This is a genomic window from Aeromonas media (genome assembly GCF_020423125.1).
GTDB classification, from domain to species: domain Bacteria; phylum Pseudomonadota; class Gammaproteobacteria; order Enterobacterales; family Aeromonadaceae; genus Aeromonas; species Aeromonas media.
The window spans coordinates 2838368-2855295 of sequence record NZ_CP075564.1; the positions used below are offsets into that span (position 1 = coordinate 2838368).

The following is a 16928-nucleotide window of genomic DNA, read 5'->3' on the forward strand; positions in this document are numbered from 1 at the left end:
TTACAGATTACATACCTGTCTAGGGGGCAAGGGTTATGCCCCTTTTTTACTATCGAGAGCACAAAATAAAATGAAATTCGAAACCATCTCTGTCGTGGGTCTGGGTTATATCGGTTTGCCAACTGCCGCAGTCATCGCCAGCAATGGCATTCGTGTCGTGGGCGTGGATGTCAACCAGCATGCGGTCGACACCATCAACCAGGGCAAGATCCACATCATTGAGCCGGGTCTGGAAGACCTGGTCAAGCAAGCCGTACAAGATGGCCATCTGAGTGCCCATACCAGCCCGCAGAAGGCCGATGCCTTCCTGATTGCCGTGCCAACCCCCTTCAAGGGCGAGGATCATGAGCCGGATCTGAAATATATCGAGAGCGCCTCCCGCGCCCTGGCCCCCATGCTGGAGAAAGGCAACCTGGTGGTACTGGAATCCACGTCGCCGGTCGGCGCCACCGAGCAGATGGCCAAATGGCTGGCGGAAGAGCGCAGCGATCTGACCTTCCCGCACACTGTGGCTGAGGGCCAGACCCCTGATATCTTTGTGGCGCACTGCCCGGAGCGGGTTCTGCCGGGTCAGGTGATCCGCGAGCTGGTGGAAAACGATCGCATCATCGGTGGCATGGACAAGGCCAGTACCGCCGCCGCCACCCAGGTCTACAAGATGTTTGTGAAAAAAGGTGAGTGCATCGCGACCGAAGCCCGCACCGCCGAGATGAGCAAGCTGACCGAGAATGCCTTCCGTGACGTCAATATCGCCTTTGCCAACGAACTGTCTCTCATCTGTGACAAGCAGGGCATCGATGTGTGGGAACTGATCTCCCTGGCCAACCGCCACCCCCGCGTCAATATCCTGCAGCCGGGTTGCGGCGTAGGCGGTCACTGCATCGCGGTCGATCCCTGGTTTATCGTCAACCAGAACCCGGATACTGCCAAAATCATCCACCAGGCGCGCCTGATCAACGACTACAAGCCGCACTATGTGGTGGAGCAGGTTGAACAGGCCGTCGCCGGGCTGAGCAATCCGAAAATTGCCTGTCTGGGGTTGGCGTTCAAGCCGGATATCGACGACCTGCGCGAAAGCCCGGCACTGGATATCACCAAGACCCTGGCCAACAATCCGGCCTATCAGATCCTGGCGGTGGAACCCAATATCGAGGCCCTGCCGCCAGTACTGGAAAATCGTAATAACGTTGCTCTCGCCACTCTCTCCGACGCTCTGCTGCAAGCAGATGTGATCGTGATTCTGGTCAAGCACAAACAATTCCTTGGCCTGAATCGCAGCGATGCGGCCAATAACCAATTGCTTGATTTCGTCAACGCAGCTCATTAATCCACTCTAAGACAGTGGCCGGGATTAACTCGGCCACTGTGTGAGAAAAAAGAACTCTGATATGTCGACCCGACTCGCTAAAAAAAACGCCCGAAAAAATCAGCCGCCACGTCAGCAAGAGAATCATCTCAATACCGTTTTCTCCATCTATGACGAGCACCTCGATTACCTATACCGACAACTGGCCAGAAAGACCGACAAGATTGAATGGGTAGAACAGTCTTACCCCCTGCTCTCTTTTGGCAACATCAGCAATATAGAAACAGCTGATGCTTGGATGCTGCCTGCGGATAATGACCGTAACAAAACGATAACCGTAGACGCTGCAGGCATTCTTTCGCTGGAGCTTGGCCTGGTTGATGGTGACTCCTTCTATCTGCAGACCGGCAGTATGGATATCAACGGCTTGCCACTGAACAAAGATGCCTGGCGCATCAACGGCAGTCATAAATATCGCGTCCACCTTGATGCCCAATTCGGTGAGCAACGCCCCGATTGCGCCATGTTCTTCATTCAATATGACGAAGAGAAGCGCATTGCCCACAAATATCAGCAGATTTATAACGGTCTGAACAAGATCGAGTTTGAAACAGCACCTGATGCTCGTTATTTCAGCATTGCTCTGCGTCTCAAGGGGCAAGGCACTCTCAATATAAAGCCACTGAGAATCATCGCAGAAGAGATGCTGCCAGTTAATGCCATCAAGCTGGAAAGTTGCCAGAGCGAAGAAGAGATTGCCCGCATTTTTGAGCTCAAGGCCAAGGCATTGACTGTTGCGTTTGAAAAACGCATTCACGCTTTGCCTGATTCCCTTTTGGTACAAAAAACCAATCTGGAAGCCTTGAAAGACAAGCTGGCTGTTGCCCTCTATGAAAAACAACAGATGGAGAAGTCACTCTACTATCGTCTTGGCAAAACTCTGGCGGAGGCCAAGCAAAACAAATTGTCAGGATTGCTCTCACTGCCACAAAAGTTGATTAAGATTCGCGCAGCAAAGCGCAAGGGCAAGTTTGATGTGCCACCGATGGATAACACCATCAGACAGAGCTTGCTGGAACAGGTTGGTATCTTCAATGAAGCTCGTCCCAATGAAGAAGTCACCTGGCCTGGGTTTGAGCCGAGAGCCAGACTGCGAAACCAAAGCATTAATGTCGTGTCTATCAGTGACAAGTTCACTTATGAGTGTTTCCGTTATGAGGCAAACTTCATTCCGCTAACCAAGAAAAACTGGAAAGAGGAAATTGATGCTGCCAACCCGGTTCTCTTCTTTGTTGAATCTGCCTGGAATGGAAATGACGGCGAATGGACCTATACCATGGCCAGCTACAAGAAGCACCTAGGTGATCCGCTGCGCGATGCCATCAAGTATTGCAAGTCGAAGAATATTCCCGTTGTGTTCTGGAACAAGGAAGACCCGACCAACTACGATGTCTTTATCGATGTCGCCGCCGATTGTGATTATATATTTACTACAGACGGGGCCATTGTCGACCAATACAAGAATCGTGTAGGTCACGATAGGGTTTATCCTCTTGCCTTTGCCGCCCAACCTGCCATTCATAATCCAATCCGTGACAAACGCAAGAAGCTGCCGACCTACGAGATCTGTTTTGCTGGTAGTTGGTATAACAATGGCCATGATACCCGCCGGGTACAGACCGAAATCGTGCTTGATGGCGCCATGCACCGGGAACTGCATGTCTATGACCGCATGTTGCACGCAACCAAGCACAGGGAATCCCGTATATTCCCGGCGAAGTACCAACCCTTTATTGTCGGCTCACTAAACTATGACCAGATGGTCACAGCCTATCGCCAGTATAAATTGTTCCTGAATATCAATACGGTGCAAGATTCACCGACCATGTTCTCTCGTCGAGTCTTCGAAATTCTGGCCTGCGGTACACCAGTGGTTTCCACCCACTCGGATGGCATGAAGGCTATGTTAGGTGAACATGTTCATGTTGTTCATGATAAAGAGGAAGCAAAGAAAGTAGTGCAGCAGTTGCTGGAGTCTGACCTCGATCGCGAGCGTCTCGGACATTTGGCTGCACGCCACTGTCTGCAGCATCACTCATATCAGCAACGCTTCGCTCAAATCCTCGATACCGTTGGCATCACACGCAGCAATGGTGAGGATGATAAAGTATCGACCATCATGTGTACCAACCGCCCCAAGAATATCGACATGATGATAGAAAACTATCTACGACAGGCACACCCCAATAAAGAGCTGCTGATCATATTGAACAATGATGAATTCAATATTGATGAAGTAAAACAGAAAATCAGTGGCATACCCAATGCACAGGTTCACCAGCTTCCACAGGATCTGACGCTGGGCGACTGCCTCAATCACGGCGTTTCACATGCTTGCGGCGACTATATCGCCAAGATGGATGATGATGATATCTATGGTGCCAACTATTTGGTAGATGCCCTGCTGGCGCTCAATTTCAGTGGTGCCGATGTAGTTGGTAAAGACTCCTACTTCTGTTATGTCGAGTCCAAGAACATCATGGCCATCAAGCAACCGGGTAAAGATAACCGATATTCTGATTTTATTTCAGGTGGCACGCTGGTTATTCGCAAACAGGTCTTTGAAAAGGTCAAGTTCCATAGTCGCAATCGTGGTGAGGACACTAATTTCCTCAAAGATTGTAAAGAGAGTGGATTTACTATTTATTCATCTGATAAGTATAATTTCATTCAAATGAGATATTCCAATACCAGTGCTCATACTTGGACAATTGAGGATGATGAATATCTAAAAAACTGTCAGGGCGTAAATAACAACCTAGACAGAGACTTATCACTGATCTAGGAAAATATAAAATGACTAAAGTAGGCATTATAGGCTCTTGTGTTACTAGAGATGCTTTTGAGTTTAAAGAGCATGAGTTTGACCTCAGCGGAGCCTATTTCCCAAGAACATCTTTAGTTAGTTTAATGAGCAAGCCCCTTCCAAATGGGGCTTTCATTATTACTGCAGAGCAATCATGGATCAAATGGGTATTAGCAAACGATCAGAATAAAACGACACTAAAGCAATTAAAAGCCAAAAATCCAGACATTATCTGCATTGATCTTATTGAAGAGCGATTTAATATAGTTGAATCTTGCCAAACCTACATTACAAAATCCGATGAGTTTGTAAAAAACCACATAAAGGAATCAATAACTGGTGAAACCAGAGAAATACAAAGAGGAAGCATTGAGTCAGAATCAATTTTCTTTGAAAAAGCATCTACCTTTTGTAAAGAATTAGAAAATACATTCCCAGATGCAATATTAGTCATTCATCGAGCAAAATACTGTAGCTATTATCGAGAGAATGGAGAAATAAAAGCATTTTCAGAAAAGATACAATTTGAAAATAAAATAATAAACGCTAGACTTGATGCTTATTATGATCTGCTGAGCAATAACATTAAGAATTCTTTTTGTATTGAAGTAGACCAGCAAATTCAACTCGCTTGCAAGCATCATAAATGGGGAATTTCTCCATTCCATTATATTATATTATATTATATTAATGAATATTATCACTCCTTTCTTGACAAGTTAGAAAGAATAAACAAACACTCAAGGATGAAGTATAACTAACATGTCACATCACTACGCGAGTAAAATACTTCAATGTCAGTATCACTTTCACACAAAGAAAGACTATCCTATTTTATTCAATGAAGACTATGTATTAAAAATAGATATCGGCAGTACTGTTATAAGTCTTTATCTTAATCTCAAAAAAAACTCATCAAAAGCAATCATATGTGGTCCAAGTGCCATTGATGCACAAAAGGTAACGGCTCCATTTTTCCATAGATGGAGCTGGGCCCACCGTTTTAATTATTCAACAATAGTTATTAGTGACCCAACTTTAGAAACTGGTAAATTTAACATCGGTTGGTTTTTAGGAACTGAAAATGAACATTTTTTGGTTAAGTGCGCAAACATAATAAATAAATTAGTATCTCAACTAGAGATACTTAGCAAAGACGTAATCTTTTATGGTTCCTCCGCAGGTGGCTTCAGCTCTATGATGATGGCGGCTTACCTGAAGGGTTCGAAAGTTATCACTCAAAATCCACAGATAGATGTAAAATTGTATCATGGTGATTTTTACATTTCTCTATTAAAACAAAATTTCCCCAACCATCCACCATCCGATGACAAGTTAAACATCATTTCTTTCTATAAAAAAGTAGGATATGTTCCTGACATTTATTACATACAAAACATCTACGACAGTCATCATTATGATACACATTTAAGTGCTTTTTTATCGGGGCTGGCCTATGTAAAAAACAATATATCCAACAGTCCAAGGTTAAATTTAGAGATCTATGCTGACAAATTAAAAGGTCATAATGCAGATAATTTTGAAGATGCAACTCCTCGGTTAAACAGAGCATTTCAATTTTTCTACGACGAAGATTTTTCATATATTTAGACTTACCTAAATGAGGCAATAAAATGAGTGTACATGTTAAAAAAGCCGTTTTTCCAGTAGCAGGTATGGGCACTCGTTTTCTACCTGCCACCAAGGCATGCCCAAAGGAAATGCTGCCGGTGGTAGACAAGCCGTTGATTCAATATGCAGTTGAAGAGGCTATTGCTGCCGGTATCACAGATCTTATCTTTGTGACATCCTGGACCAAACGGGCTATTGAAGATCATTTCGACAGTAATTTCGAGCTGGAGTACAAGCTCGAACAAGCGGGTAAAAAAGCCTTACTGGATGCAGTCAAAAATATCATTCCCACAGGCGTGAACTGCTTCTATGTTCGCCAGACTGAAGCCCTGGGGTTGGGCCATGCCGTCCTGTGTGCCAAGCAAATTGTGGGTAATGAACCGTTTGCGGTATTGCTGGCCGATGACATGATCTATTGTGAACAGACTCCCTGTTTGGACACCATGATCGCCCTTTCAAGCGAGAGCAAGAGTTCTGTGGTTGCCGTAGAGGCAGTGCCGATGGAGAAAGTCAGCCAATACGGGGTGATTGATCCCATCACTTTGAGTGAGCGTCTCTACAAACTGAATGGCGTGGTCGAGAAACCCCCTCGGGAAGAAGCCCCCTCGAACCTCTCCATCGTAGGTCGTTATGTACTGCAACCCAAGATTTTCGAACTGCTTGAAAACACTCAGCGTGGTACCGGTGGCGAGATCCAACTGACCGATGCGATCGCCGATCTGCTGAAAGAGCAGGACGTGCTGGCCTATCAATTTGCTGGCATTCGTTACGACTGCGGTAGCAAGCTGGGTCATATGAAGGCAAATATCGAGTATGGCCTGCGCCATCCTGAGCTTTCATCAACGCTGCGAACTTACCTTGAAGAGCTGATTGGCTAAATCTAGGGAAAATATGTCGCGCGATCTCAGTGTTATCACCCCGTTTCACTTTCAGCAAAGTGGACGTGGGGATCTGGACGCAGCGAGAAAGAGACTGGACGCGTGCCTCCAGTCTCTTTCTATCAAGCCAGATCTGGATATTCTGATCCCAACGAATCGGAAACACGCTCTGTCAGACAGAGTGAACGCTCGTTTTATCGAGGATGTACAACCTTTTCCTGTCTATTCACCCGGGATTGCCCGTGACCACGCGATCAAATGCAGCACAACAAAAGCACTCTTCCTTATGGATGCAGATCTGCTCTGTCCCCCTGAGCTGGTTGAGCAGTTATCCGAACGTAGCCAGATATGCTGTCACTACGGCTTAACTGCGTTTGAGATGTACCCCTGCCTCTATTTGACCAAAGAAGAGACGGAGCGGTTTGACGGGGATTTTCAGGGCTGTCTGGAGTCCTTCTTACGTGGTGAAAACCACAGGGTCGAGGGCATCGCCCTGGCCAGCAGTTGCCTGCTGATGAACCGCGAGTGGTTCTTGCAGCTGGGGGGCTTTGACGAACAGTTTGTCGGCCATGGCGGCGAAGATCTGGAGCTGATAGACAGGCTGACCCGCCATTATCCCATCGGGCCTCGCCCTGCTGACTATGGCCTCAACATCAAGGCGCAGCACCCGGGGGATTATCAGGGGTTTCGCCGTTATTTCAGTTACTATGCCCTGCCCCATCTGTTTGCCGGCCGGTTTCTGGTGCATCAATGGCACCCGCGCCCCCTGACGCATCCCTATCACAAACGCAGGGCGGGCAACGATCAGTTGCTGGAACAGATGCTGTCACGCAGCGAGGCTGAGCGAGGTCCCTTGAAAGGGCCGATCATGCCCTGCAATGACCTCAATGGTGAGCTGCCGGACTTTCGGGAGTGGATGATCCGTTTGCAGGAAGAGGCGGGTTATCCCGTCAGCGACTATCCGGGGCTGTTGCGCTGGCAGGATGGCATTCGGCTCAAACGCCCCCTATGGCGAAAACTGCGCAAGCTTTATCTCAACCCCCAAAAATTTTTCAAAGACTTTATTAAAGGTAAAAAATGATTTATTACGCAATTCCATTAAGAGCAAAACAAACCTCGAATAACTGGGATGATGTATGCAAACTGCTATATAAAACCCTGAAATCTATATCTTTAACAGGTGGGGACTATAAGGTTGTTGTAGCTTGTCATGACAAGCCAGATTTCCCTTTAACTGAGTTCGATGACCGCGTCAGCTTCGTGAAAGTTTGGCACCCTGTTCCAACAGATAAAAATGGATACATGGCAGATAAAACATCGAAGAAGAACGTCGCTCGTCGTAAAATATTAGAGCTGGCTCAAGCTGACGATCTATTTATGTTTATTGATGCGGATGATATCCTAGCAAAAGATTTTTTTAACGTAATTTCATCTGCATTTTCAAGAAATCCAGATATTAATGACATTGCATTTTATACCGGCTTTATTCTAGATTCAAACAGAGGAAAAGTAGGGTATCTTGATGGTAAGGAGAAAGTTTTTTATAAAAGCTGTGGAACCTGTTTTATCTCTAGACTTAGTGAGGAAGATGTTAACGACGACGATGAAACAGCAACATTCTTATTTTCTCTTAAAGATCATACGAAATACCCAGAGTCTTCCCTTACTTTCGGTCGAAGTGTCATGGCCATGCAGACACCTGTAGTCTGCTACATTGTCAATCATGGTTCTAATGATACAACCGAGAGGGTGGGATTAAATGCAATGGAATCTTTTGTCGATCGTCTAGAGTGTAAAAATGAAGCCTTACTACAGCGTTACGAGAAAAATTTCGAAAACTAAATTTCTCCCAAAACATTGAGTTTAAGTAGTTAAACATAATAGAGGTTCTACTAGGGAAGGTGCGAACAAGTCCCTGATATGAGATCATGTTTGTCATCTGGAGCCATGAAAAAGGGTTCATCATGAGTCATCAGCTCACCTTCGCCGACAGTGAATTCAGCAGTAAGCGCCGTCAGACTAGAAAAGAGATTTTCTTGTCCCGCATGGAGCAGATTCTGCCATGGCAAAACATGGTGGAAGTCATCGAGCCGTTTTATCCCAAGGCTGGTAATGGCCGGCGACCTTATCCGCTGGAAACCATGCTACGCATTCACTGCATGCAGCATTGGTACAACCTGAGCGATGGCGCGATGGAAGATGCTCTGTACGAAATCGCCTCCATCCGTCTGTTTGCCCGGTTATCCCTGGATAGCGCCTTGCCGGACCGCACCACCATCATGAATTTCCGCCACCTGCTGGAGCAGCATCAACTGGCCCGCCAATTGTTCAAGACCATCAATCGCTGGCTGGCCGAAGCAGGCGTCATGATGACTCAAGGCACCTTGGTCGATGCCACCATCATTGAGGCACCCAGCTCGACCAAGAACAAAGAGCAGCAACGCGATCCGCAGATGCATCAGACCAAGAAAGGCAATCAGTGGCACTTTGGCATGAAGGCCCACATTGGTGTCGATGCCAAGAGTGGCCTGACCCACAGCCTAGTCACCACCGCGGCCAACGAGCATGACCTCAATCAGCTGGGTAATCTGCTGCATGGAGAGGAGCAATTTGTCTCAGCCGATGCCGGCTACCAAGGGGCGCCACAGCGCGAGGAGCTGGCCGAGGTGGATGTGGACTGGCTGATCGCCGAGCGCCCCGGCAAGGTAAGAACCTTGAAACAGCATCCACGCAAGAACAAAACGGCCATCAACATCGAATACATGAAAGCCAGCATCCGGGCCAAGGTGGAGCACCCATTTCGCATCATCAAGCGACAGTTCGGCTTCGTGAAAGCCAGATACAAGGGGTTGCTGAAAAACGATAACCAACTGGCGATGTTATTCACGCTGGCCAACCTGTTTCGGGCGGACCAAATGATACGTCAGTGGGAGAGATCTCACTAAAAACTGGGAATAACGCCTTAAATGGCGAAGAAACGGTCTAAATAGGCTGATTCAAGGCATTTACGGGAGAAAAGATCGGCTCAAACTGAAAAAATGAAATGACTGAGTCAGCCGAGAAGAATTTCCCCGCTTATTCGCACCTTCCCTAGTACAGCTTATCTAGCCCGCCTTACTAAACTTCTTTTACTCTGAGCAACTTGCATGACTCTATGGACACAATCTGGCGGCATTCTGGCCCGCAGCGCCCAGATCAGCACCTGCCTTGACCAGCCATTGGCACGCCTTGTCTCCCCTGATTCCCCCCAGGCTGGCGATGTGCTGGTTGGCTGGGGCCAGAAGGCCAATGCCAGCCAGATCAAGCAGCAGGCACAAGATCTTGGCCTGCCCTATTGGCAACTGGAAGATGGCTTTATCGGCTATATCGGTCATCCGGCCAAGGGCGGCAAGGCGGTGTCCCTTATCGCCGATCCGATCGGTATCTATTACGATGCCCGCCAGCCCAGCCAGCTTGAACAGCTGATCGCCACCCCCTGTGACACCGCCATGCTGGCGCGAGCCGAGCGGCTTGTCCATGAGCTGGTGCGCCTTGGGGTCACCAAATACAACTGCTATGCCGGGCGACCCACTTCTCTCTCTTCTTGTTCGGCGACCAACCTGACGGCGAAGAATGTCGCCGGGCTGCCTGTGGCGCTGGCCCAGCGCCTGCTGCAAGATGGCAGGCCCTGCGTCTTGCTGGTGGATCAGGTGGCCGGGGATCTCTCCATTCCCGGTGCCCTGGCCAGCGAGGCGGATTTTATCGCCATGGTGGGGGCGGCGCGGCGCAATCACCCCGATGCCCGTCTCTTGCTTCGCACCCACCCGGATACCCGCTTTGGCAAGAAGAGTGGCGTGCTGGCCAGATTGAAACTGAGGGATGTAGAGATCGTTGCCGACCATTGTCATCCCCATGCCCTGCTCAACCTGGTGGACGCCGTTTACACGGTGTCATCCCAGCTCGGCTTCGAGGCGCTGCTGCTCGGCAAATCGGTGTATTGCTTCGGCATGCCGTTTTATGCGGGTTGGGGTCTGACCCAGGACAGCAAACCGTGCGAACGCCGCAACGTTCAGGTGTCACTGGCCCAGCTAGTGGCGGCGGCGCTGATCTGCTATCCCCGCTATCTGGATCCCGTGCTTGGCCAACGCTGCGAGGTGGAAGAGGTGCTCGCCATCATCGCCCGCCAGCAGAGGGCCGCTCCCCGCTGGCGCAGGCTCTATCTGGTGGGGTTCTCCTTGTGGAAGCGCGCCTTTATGCAGGCCTTCTGCCACCCCCTGGCCGAGGAACTCTGCTTTGTGCGCAAGCCGCCAAAACGGCTGACCGGTGACGAGCAGGTGCTGGTGTGGGGCAGTCGTTACCCCGAGCTCACCTCAGCCATTCGGGTGGAAGATGGCTTTATCCGCTCCAAGGGGCTTGGCTCCAACCTGTGTCGCCCCTCTTCCCTGTCGCTGGATCCGGTCGGGATCTATTTCGACAGCCGCAGTCCCAGCGGGCTCGAGCAGTTGCTCAATTACCAGGAGCTGACCCAGTCACAGCTCGACCGGGGTGAGCAACTGCTCACCCTGCTGCGCGAAAACAAGGTGAGCAAATACAATGTCGGCGCCCCGGCGCACTTCACGCCCCCCGCCGATGGCCGTCCCCTGGTGCTGGTGGTGGGTCAGGTAGATGGGGATGCCTCCATCCTGACCGGCAGCCCGACCATTCGCAGCAACGAGCAGTTGCTGTGGGCGGTGCGCGCCGCCAAGCCAGAGGCCCACATCCTCTACAAACCCCATCCGGATGTGGTGGCGGGCAATCGGGCCGGGGCCATTTCTGCGGCCTGCCTGGCGGAGTGCGTGGACAGCCAGGTGCTGGATATCGGCCTGACCAGCCTCTATCCCCACGTGGACGAGCTGCACACCATGACTTCCCTGAGCGGCTTCGAGGCGCTGGTGCAAGGGGTCAAGGTGACGACCTGGGGCCAGCCCTTCTACAGCGGCTGGGGGCTGACCACGGATGCCCATCCCCCGGCCCGGCGCCAGCGCAAGCTCCCCCTGGCGGCACTGGTCTATCTGACTCTGGTGGCCTATCCACTCTATATCGATTGGCAGAGCGGACTCTGGATAAGTCCGGAGCAGTTGATCCGCCAACTGGCCACACAAGGCCAATCATCCGGCCGCAAGTCGAGCCGCTGGCAGCGCTGGCAAGTCAAGCTGAGTTATCTGGCACAGACCCTGCTGCAACGCCCCTCCCTTCCCCAGTTGATGAGATAAGTCGTACATGAAGATTTTGCTGCTGCAAGGACCGCTGGGCCCCTTCTTTCAGACCCTCAGCCAGGCGCTTTCCGACGCCGGCCACGAGGTCTACAAGATCCATTTCAACGGGGGGGATGAGTGCTGGCGCTGCGTGGGCCATAGCGAACGCTTCACCGGCAAGCCGGATACCTGGAACACCTTCTTTCGCCGCTTCATCAAGCGCCATGGCATCGACAGCCTCATCTGTTACGGTGATTGCCGTTACTACCATCAGCAGGCCATCCGTATCTGCAAGCTGAAAAAAATCCGTGTCTGGGCCATGGAGGAGGGCTATCTGCGTCCCGACTTCGTGACCCTGGAGCAAGGGGGCGTCAATGCCTTCAGCCCGCTCTATGCCAAGCGTGACTCGCTGGCCGAGATGACGTGGCCAGCGCCTTATGAGGCGCCGCTGAAGGTGGGCAAGACCTTCGCCCGCCGGGCCTGGTATGCCAGCCGCTACCACATCAACAAGAACCTGTTGCGCTGGCGCTACCCCCATTTCGTCAATCACAGGCCCTGGAGTCTCTATCAGGAGGCCAGGGGCTGGGTGGCTGGAGGGGTGGTGAAGTGGAAGCACAGATGGAGCGACCACTCCCTGCTCAAGACCCTGCCCCGGCACAAGGGACATATCTTCTTCGTGCCGCTGCAGGTCACCGAAGACTTTCAGATCCGGGAGCATTCGGATTTGAGCGGGGTGGAAGAGATGGTCGCCCAGGTGATGAACTCCTTCGCCGAACACGCCCGCCGTGAGGATGTGTTGCTGTTCAAGCACCATCCCATGGATCGGGGCTATGTCAGTTATCAATCCCAGATCAACCGCCTGGTGACGCTGCTCGGGCTGGAAGGGCGGGTGTTCTATGGCTATGAGCTGCCACTGCCCACCCTCTATCCACTGCTCAAGGGGGTCATCACCATCAACAGCACGGTGGGCCTCTCCGCCCTGCTGCACCAGGTGCCGACCTTCTGCATGGGGCGGGCCCTCTACGACCTGCCTGGGCTCACCACCCGGGGCACGCTGGCGAAGTTCTGGCACAAGCAGAGCCCGGTTTGCAGCGAGACCTTCGAGCGGATGCGCCAGTCATTGCTGCATCTGACCCAGCTCAATGCCAGCTTCTACCGTCATCTGGACATGGGGGCCATGGCCGTGGTGGAGAAGATCCAGCAGCACAATGTGCAGGCCCTCTCTGCCCAGAAGAGTCAACGCGCGGCAACACCTTCCGGCGTTGTCGGGGCCTTGGCCATCCTGAGTGCATTTTGCCTCCTGACCGAGGAGATGCTCACTCCGGTGACCATGCTCTAGCTCATGCCGAGCAAGAAAAAGCCCGCAACTGCGGGCTTTTTTGTCTCTGGCTTTTCTATCAGGTCAGACGCTGCGGGGACGCAGGTGCGCGTGCCAGCGGGCCTCCCATTTCTTGAACAGCCAGACGATGGCGAAGGTGAGCAGCATGTAGAGCAGGCCGGCGGTCAGGAACGCCTCGAACGGGCTGTAGTAGCGGGAGTTGATGATCCGCGCCGCGCCGGTCAGGTCGACGATGGTGATGATACCGGCCACCGCCGAGCCCTGCAGCATGAAGATCACCTCGTTGCTGTAGGCGGGCAGCGCACGGCGAAACGAGTTGGGCAGGATGATGCGGGTGAGGGTCTGCCAGCGGCTCATGCCAAACGCATTGGCCGCCTCGATCTGTCCCTTTGGCATGTTCAGCACGGCGCCGCGCACTATCTCGGCGGTGTAGGCACCGGTGTTGAGGGTAAACGCCAGCAGGGCACAGAACCAGGCCTCGGAGAAGAGCGCCCAGGCGGGGCCGTTTTTCAGCCACTCCCACTGGGCGGCGCCGTAGTAGATGATGAACAGCTGCACCAGCAGCGGAGTGCCGCGGAAGAAGTAGATGTAAGCCCAGATAGGCCCCTTGATCAGCCAGTTGCGGCTGTTGCGCAGAATGCCCATGGGCACCGCCAGCATGAGGCCGAGCATGAGGGACACCGCCACCAGCCAGATGGTGGTGTAGAAACCCTCCCAGTAGGTGGGCCACTCCGTGAGAATGATCGAAAAATCCATGGCTTACCTCATCTTGATCGTGATGTAGATACGCTCGGCACTGACACCGCGACGATCACAGTAAACGAACGACTGCATTGAATACGACATGGCTTACCTCGTCTTGATGGCGTAGTGACGCTCGGCCCACTTGAGCGCCGAGGTGGAGACTGCGGTGAAGATCAAGAAGATCAGCGCCACCGCCATGTAGAAGGTGAAGGGCTGCTGGGTCGAGCCCGCCGCCAGCGACGCCTTGCGCACCATGTCATCGAGCCCGATGATGGAAACTAGGGCCGTGGTTTTCAGCAGTACCAGCCAGTTGTTGCCAAACCCTGGCAGGGCGTGGCGCATCATCTGGGGGAAGAGGATCCGCACAAACACCTGGGTCGCCCGCATGCCAAAGGCGCGCGCCGCCTCGAGCTCCCCCTTGTCCACCGCCAGGATGGCGCCGCGGAAGGTCTCGGTCATGTAGGCACCGAAGATGAAGCCGATGGTGGCGACCCCGGCCGCAAACGGGCTGATGTCGATGTAATCCGGCAGCAGGGAGACCCACTCCTGGCTCGGGTTGCTCTCCAGCAGGTAGTTGTTGTAGGCCTCGTTGACCCAGCTGCAGATCCCGTTGATCAACACCTGGCCGCCGAAGAACAGCAGCATCATCAGCACCAGATCAGGGATGCCGCGAATGACGGTGGTGTAGGCGGTCGCGATGCCGCGCGCCCACTTGTAGGGGGAAAGCTTGGCCAGCGCACCCAGCATGCCCAGCAGCAGCGCCAGCAGCAGAGAGGCCAATGCCACCTCCAGGGTGACCCAGGCCCCCTCCAGCAGGGAGGTTTCGTATCCTTTCAAATCAAACATATGCGGCTCCATTGCAACGCATTGAGCGGGATCGCCCGGCCCAATATCCTTTCAAACCAAACACATGCAACTCCATTGCAACTAAGCGGGCCCATCGCTCCCTTGCGAGAGACAACGGGCCCGGTGACTACAGACGAGGGTCAACCTGTCGTGATGATTCGCCGCAATCCCTTCGGCGGCTACCCGGGGTAGCGCGCCTGGGGGTTACTCGCCGTACACGTCGAAATCAAAGTACTTGTCGTTGATTTCCTTGTACTTGCCGTTGGCACGCAGGGCCAGGATGGCAGCATTGAATTTCTCTTTCAGATCCTTGTCGGCCTTGCGTACCGCGATGCCGGCACCCTCGCCAAACCACTTGGGATCGGTCAGTTTCGGGCCGACGAACTCGTAGGCATCACCACCCTCTTTCTTCAGCAGGCCATCGCTGATGGCGGCGGAGTCGGCCATCACGTAGTCAACCCGGCCGGATTTCAGATCGAGATAGGCTTCGTCTGCGGTGCCGTAGCGCTTGATGGTGGCGTTGGGGAAGTTGTCGGTGATGTAGGTGTCCATGGAGGTGGCGCGCTGCACGGCGATGGTCTTGCCATCCATGAAGGCCTTGTCGAGCTGCACGTCCGTGCCTTTCTTGGCGGCGAAGCGGGCCGGAATGTGCTGGTACTTCTGGGTGAAGTCCACCTTCTTCTTGCGCTCTTCGGTGATGTCCATGGTGGCGATGATGGCGTCATACTTGCGCGACAACAGCGCTGGAATGATGCCGTCCCAGTCCTGCTTGACCAGGGTGCACTTCACCTTCATCTCTTCGCACAGGGCGTTGGCGATGTCGATGTCAAAGCCTTTCACCTCACCGCTCGGCTCGGTCCAGGAGAAGGGAGGATAGGCACCTTCCACCCCGATCCGCACCTCTTTCCACTCCTTTGCCATCAGGCTACCGGAACACAGGGCCGTCATCACGGCAGTCGCCAGCATCAGCTTGTTCATGTATCTCTCCTTGATAAACACATCGATCATTGAAAACGCAGATTGTTGAAAATACAGCCCGTCCATCAATAGATGGAAGAGATGAATTGCTTGAATCGCTCCGACTTGGGATGGGCGAAGATCTCCTTGGGATTGCCCTCCTCCTCCACCCGCCCCTGATGGAGGAACATCACCTTGTTGGAGACGTCACGGGCAAACGACATCTCGTGGGTGACCACCAGCATGGTGCGCCCCTCCTCGGCCAGCTCGCGCATCAGGCCGAGCACCTCCCCCACCAGTTCGGGATCGAGCGCAGAGGTGGGTTCATCGAACAGCATCACCTCGGGATCCACCGCCAGCGCCCGGGCAATGGCCGCCCGCTGCTGCTGGCCGCCGGAGAGGTGACCGGGATAGTAGTCGCGCCGCTCCCACAGACCCACCCGGTTGAGCAGCAGCTCCGCCTTAGCGATGGCCTCGGCACGGGGCACCTTGAGCACCTGGATGGGCACCTCGATGATGTTCTGCATGATGGTCATGTGCGACCAGAGGTTGAAGCTCTGGAACACCATGGCCAGACGGCTGCGGATCCGCTCCACCTGACGCATGTCCTCAGGCAGGCGCTCACCGGCCCGATTGCTTTTCATGCGGATCAGTTCGCCATGGAGGGAAACCGTGCCGGAAGAGGGGGTTTCCAGCAGATTGATACAGCGTAGAAAGGTCGACTTCCCCGAACCCGAGGAGCCGATCAGGGAGATCACATCCCCCTTGTGGGCCGTCATATCGATGCCCTTGAGCACTTCGTGGGTGCCAAAATACTTGTGCAGTTCACGAACTTCCAGTGCGGCAACGTCGCTCATCCATTACAACCTTGTCTGTCCCTAGACGCCGCTACGGCGTGATCCCACCATCGTCTATTTAACAAAACGTTAACCGATGGCAACCTTCAGCGAAAATATCATTCAGGTAGTCAAAAAACAATACAGAACCGAGGTATTTGGTGTTTTATCTGTATTTTTATTGGCCTCATCGGTATTTTTCAGCACTTTGTCTGCATAAAATCCATTTTCAGTCGGTTCTCGGATACCGCACTTTTATACCTGCAACGCCCTACTGGCAAGAATATTCCACTATCCACACCAGATGTCAC

At 52.5% G+C, this 16928-nt stretch carries 14 protein-coding genes; 10 read left to right on the forward strand and 4 right to left on the reverse strand.

The window, feature by feature from the left end; all coding sequences use genetic code 11:
- Nucleotides 1-70 precede the first annotated feature (70 nt).
- The 10 genes from wecC to KI797_RS13020 all read left to right on the forward strand — a co-directional run bounded on the left by wecC (nucleotide 71) and on the right by KI797_RS13020 (nucleotide 13234).
- Nucleotides 71-1327 (forward strand): UDP-N-acetyl-D-mannosamine dehydrogenase, encoded by a 1257-nt coding sequence (gene wecC, locus KI797_RS12975; RefSeq protein ID WP_226169618.1) that lies wholly within the window; start codon nucleotides 71-73, stop codon nucleotides 1325-1327.
- A 61-nt stretch (nucleotides 1328-1388) separates the two neighbouring features.
- A complete protein-coding gene (locus KI797_RS12980) occupies nucleotides 1389-4151 on the forward strand; it encodes a glycosyltransferase family protein (protein WP_226169620.1) in 2763 nt (920 codons plus the stop codon).
- An 11-nt stretch (nucleotides 4152-4162) separates the two neighbouring features.
- On the forward strand, nucleotides 4163-4933 hold the full coding sequence (locus KI797_RS12985; RefSeq protein ID WP_226169622.1) for a DUF6270 domain-containing protein: 771 nt from the start codon (nucleotides 4163-4165) through the stop codon (nucleotides 4931-4933).
- 1 nt (nucleotide 4934) lies between these two features.
- Nucleotides 4935-5783, forward strand: a complete 849-nt coding sequence (locus KI797_RS12990) for a hypothetical protein (protein ID WP_226169624.1) — start codon at nucleotides 4935-4937, stop codon at nucleotides 5781-5783.
- A 23-nt stretch (nucleotides 5784-5806) separates the two neighbouring features.
- Entirely contained in the window at nucleotides 5807-6682 is an 876-nt protein-coding gene (gene galU, locus KI797_RS12995; protein WP_226169625.1) for a UTP--glucose-1-phosphate uridylyltransferase GalU, read from the forward strand.
- Nucleotides 6683-6695: 13 nt separating this feature from the next.
- Complete coding sequence (locus tag KI797_RS13000; RefSeq protein ID WP_226169627.1) at nucleotides 6696-7763, forward strand: galactosyltransferase-related protein; 1068 nt, start codon at nucleotides 6696-6698, stop codon at nucleotides 7761-7763.
- Nucleotides 7760-8524: a glycosyltransferase family A protein gene (locus KI797_RS13005; RefSeq protein ID WP_226169629.1), complete on the forward strand. Its 765-nt coding sequence runs from the start codon at nucleotides 7760-7762 to the stop codon at nucleotides 8522-8524. Before KI797_RS13000 ends, KI797_RS13005 begins: the two co-directional genes overlap by 4 nt.
- A gap of 122 nt (nucleotides 8525-8646) precedes the next feature.
- Nucleotides 8647-9627, forward strand: coding sequence for an IS5-like element IS5 family transposase (locus tag KI797_RS13010; protein WP_026141181.1), 981 nt, complete (start codon nucleotides 8647-8649; stop codon nucleotides 9625-9627).
- A gap of 201 nt (nucleotides 9628-9828) precedes the next feature.
- Entirely contained in the window at nucleotides 9829-11913 is a 2085-nt protein-coding gene (locus KI797_RS13015; RefSeq protein ID WP_226169631.1) for a capsular polysaccharide biosynthesis protein, read from the forward strand.
- Between the two features lie 7 nt (nucleotides 11914-11920).
- A complete protein-coding gene (locus tag KI797_RS13020; protein WP_226169632.1) occupies nucleotides 11921-13234 on the forward strand; it encodes a capsule biosynthesis protein in 1314 nt (437 codons plus the stop codon).
- A 63-nt stretch (nucleotides 13235-13297) separates the two neighbouring features.
- Here KI797_RS13020 and KI797_RS13025 read toward each other — a convergent pair whose 3' ends face one another.
- From KI797_RS13025 to KI797_RS13040, 4 genes are all read right to left on the reverse strand, one after another.
- Complete coding sequence (locus tag KI797_RS13025; protein WP_043130022.1) at nucleotides 13298-13990, reverse strand: ABC transporter permease; 693 nt, start codon at nucleotides 13988-13990, stop codon at nucleotides 13298-13300.
- Nucleotides 13991-14083: 93 nt separating this feature from the next.
- Nucleotides 14084-14824, reverse strand: coding sequence for an ABC transporter permease (locus KI797_RS13030; protein WP_005332892.1), 741 nt, complete (start codon nucleotides 14822-14824; stop codon nucleotides 14084-14086).
- Between the two features lie 204 nt (nucleotides 14825-15028).
- Nucleotides 15029-15802 carry an ABC transporter substrate-binding protein gene (locus tag KI797_RS13035; RefSeq protein WP_041206090.1) on the reverse strand — a complete coding sequence of 258 codons (774 nt, stop codon included), beginning with the start codon at nucleotides 15800-15802 and terminating at the stop codon, nucleotides 15029-15031.
- A gap of 65 nt (nucleotides 15803-15867) precedes the next feature.
- The gene (locus tag KI797_RS13040) at nucleotides 15868-16638 is read right to left on the reverse strand and encodes an ABC transporter ATP-binding protein (RefSeq protein ID WP_005332890.1); all 771 of its coding nucleotides are present in this window, start codon (nucleotides 16636-16638) and stop codon (nucleotides 15868-15870) included.
- Nucleotides 16639-16928: the final 290 nt, after the last annotated feature.